The organism is Acidithiobacillus sp. TH-A36, from assembly GCF_057473445.1.
On sequence record NZ_JBYCKP010000558.1, the window covers coordinates 1 to 2,081 of the forward strand.

Consider the following 2,081-nt stretch of genomic DNA (forward strand, 5'->3'; position numbering starts at 1 on the left):
GTTGATATTGAGCCAGTGTTTACTGGAAATTGTCATTGCAAAGACTGTCAAAGATCATCAGGTGGTGCATTTATTCCGGCGATGCTTTTCCCTGAAAAAAATGTGGTTGTTTCAGGTGCAGTAAAATATTACGAATCTCAGGCAGATAGCGGAAATATTCACAAAAGAGGCTTTTGCCCGAACTGTGGTTCCCAATTGTTCGCAAGGTTCGGCCATATGCCAGGAGTGCTGGGTATAAAGGCCGGCACTTTAGATGACCCATCGAATTATGTTCCAACGATGGATTTTCATGTAAGTAGCGCTGCACCATGGGACTGCATGAATCCAGCGCTACCTAAAAAGCAGGGGGCGGCACAAAGCTAACGATTGTGCATCTCAAATCTATTTGGCCGACAGCTATCGCCAGTGTGCTGCACAAGTACGCGTTGTGCCGCTACACAATGAGGTCAAAACTGGAATCTTGGCTGGCGTTCTTCGTCAGGCCGACATATCCCCCGAAGATTTCATTGCGGCACAGCGATTCTGATGATGCCCAACCCTTCGCTCCAGCCGACCGGCTACAGCGGGCTTCGACCGCTTTCGCCGTCGGCTGAGCTGGTATGTCATGTTAAAAAATCGGCCTTGAGCAACCGTGCGTAATAGCGTACGCTTAAATCCAGGGAGGGGGAAGCATGACCATACTCAACGCGACAGAGGCGAGATCGAAGCTGTACAGCCTTATCGATGAAGCCGCAGATTCTCATCAACCCATTGTCATAAAAGGCAAACGCGGTAACGCTGTTCTGATTTCGGAAGAAGATTGGAATGCGATATCTGAAACGCTCCATTTGCTTGCCATCCCGGGAATGCGCGAGTCGATTCAAGAGGGCATGAAAACGCCAGCGTCTGAATGTGCGAAGGATCTCGATTGGTGAGGTGGCGGCTGGTTTATACCCCGCACGCGCAAAAAGATGCGAAGAAGCTCGCTGCATCAGGCCTGAAGGAAAAGGCAGTGAACTTGCTGAAGGTGCTTGAGGAAAATCCTCATCAAAATCCACCGCCATACGAAAAACTCGTTGGTGATCTTGCTGGCGCATATTCCCGCCGAATCAATATCCAGCACCGCATTGTGTACGAAGTCCTGGAGCAGGAGCATATCGTCAAGATTTTGCGACTATGGACACATTACGAATAAAGAAAGATATAACTCGGCGTTGGGGATTATAAAAGGAGTACATTTTGAGTGGCGTAGTCAATTGCACTTCCATTGAAGAAGTCCGTTCGAACATCGACCGCATAGACCGTCAGATTGTCGCCCTTCTGGCTGAACGTGGAAGCTTTACCAAACCCTAACATGTTCCGCCTACCGCCGCTAACGCAAACCGTCAGCTCTATGATAGGCCTATCGTCGTCGCTGGGAACACTTTGCGCAGATTGGCGTCCATCGTCACGAGCTTTACGTCGAGTTGCCTGGCCAGTGCAATGAATTCGCAGTCGTAGGCGGAGCATCCGCTGTCGCGGGCCAGAGTCAGCACCTCAAATGAGTCCACGTCGTATTCATGATCCGCCAGTAGTGTCTCTGCTTCACGCTGGATACGAAATGCCTGATCGAATTCAAGCAGCTTCTTTCGTATATACAGAGCCAATATATTGCGCAGCTCACTGCGCCACAGCAGCGGCGCAACCCAGTCAGGGTCCCGCTCAAGCAGCCGTTCGGCTTCCGCTGTGAATTCGCCTGGCAGGTACAGGTAGGCAATAACGTTCGAGTCAACTACGATCATCGCCGCCCTTGCCGCTTGAATTCATCAATGTCCTTCGCTGCAAATGCCCCCTGCTCCAGTGGTGCGCGCAACGCGCGGGCGCGCGTGATCCTGTCCGAGGCAGTCGCCTTGCGCGGCAGCAGCGCCGTCTCAAGCACAGAGATTGCTTCATTGTTAAGGCTGCGCCGGTGTACTTCTGCTGTCTCCTTCAAGCGCGCGTATACGTCGTCCGGGATACCCTTCAGGGTCAAAGTCGTAGGCATGCCAATCTCCAACCAAATTGGCACCATTATGGTTTCGGTCTTGGTTCAGGTCAACGGCGGTGCCCTTCGCAGGCAGAGG

At 51.9% G+C, this 2,081-nt stretch carries 5 protein-coding genes; 3 read left to right on the top strand and 2 right to left on the bottom strand.

What is annotated here, in order from left to right; genetic code table 11:
* From AC2VLY_RS14150 to AC2VLY_RS14160, 3 genes are all read left to right on the top strand, one after another.
* Positions 1–363 (top strand): GFA family protein (locus AC2VLY_RS14150; protein ID WP_486891723.1); only part of this gene is annotated, 363 nt, incomplete at its 5' end.
* 308 nt (positions 364–671) lie between these two features.
* Positions 672–914 carry a type II toxin-antitoxin system Phd/YefM family antitoxin gene (locus AC2VLY_RS14155; protein ID WP_215858122.1) on the top strand — a complete coding sequence of 81 codons (243 nt, stop codon included), beginning with the start codon at positions 672–674 and terminating at the stop codon, positions 912–914.
* Positions 911–1,174: a Txe/YoeB family addiction module toxin gene (locus tag AC2VLY_RS14160; RefSeq protein WP_486922501.1), complete on the top strand. Its 264-nt coding sequence runs from the start codon at positions 911–913 to the stop codon at positions 1,172–1,174. The genes AC2VLY_RS14155 and AC2VLY_RS14160 overlap by 4 nt, the downstream gene beginning before the upstream one ends.
* A 196-nt stretch (positions 1,175–1,370) precedes the next feature.
* On the opposite strand, the gene AC2VLY_RS14165 is transcribed toward AC2VLY_RS14160, so the two are convergent.
* Both AC2VLY_RS14165 and AC2VLY_RS14170 read right to left on the bottom strand, forming a co-directional pair.
* The gene (locus AC2VLY_RS14165; protein WP_486891721.1) at positions 1,371–1,760 is read right to left on the bottom strand and encodes a type II toxin-antitoxin system VapC family toxin; all 390 of its coding nucleotides are present in this window, start codon (positions 1,758–1,760) and stop codon (positions 1,371–1,373) included.
* A complete protein-coding gene (locus AC2VLY_RS14170; protein WP_031575767.1) occupies positions 1,757–2,002 on the bottom strand; it encodes a FitA-like ribbon-helix-helix domain-containing protein in 246 nt (81 codons plus the stop codon). The genes AC2VLY_RS14165 and AC2VLY_RS14170 overlap by 4 nt, the downstream gene beginning before the upstream one ends.
* Between the last annotated feature and the right edge of the window lie 79 nt (positions 2,003–2,081).

Coding starts and splice junctions, on each gene's coding strand:
- AC2VLY_RS14165 (WP_486891721.1), bottom strand. CDS start 1,760: ATGATCGTAGTTGACTCGAACGTTATTGCCTACCTGTACCTGCCAGGC.
- AC2VLY_RS14155 (WP_215858122.1), top strand. CDS start 672: ATGACCATACTCAACGCGACAGAGGCGAGATCGAAGCTGTACAGCCTT.
- AC2VLY_RS14170 (WP_031575767.1), bottom strand. CDS start 2,002: ATGCCTACGACTTTGACCCTGAAGGGTATCCCGGACGACGTATACGCG.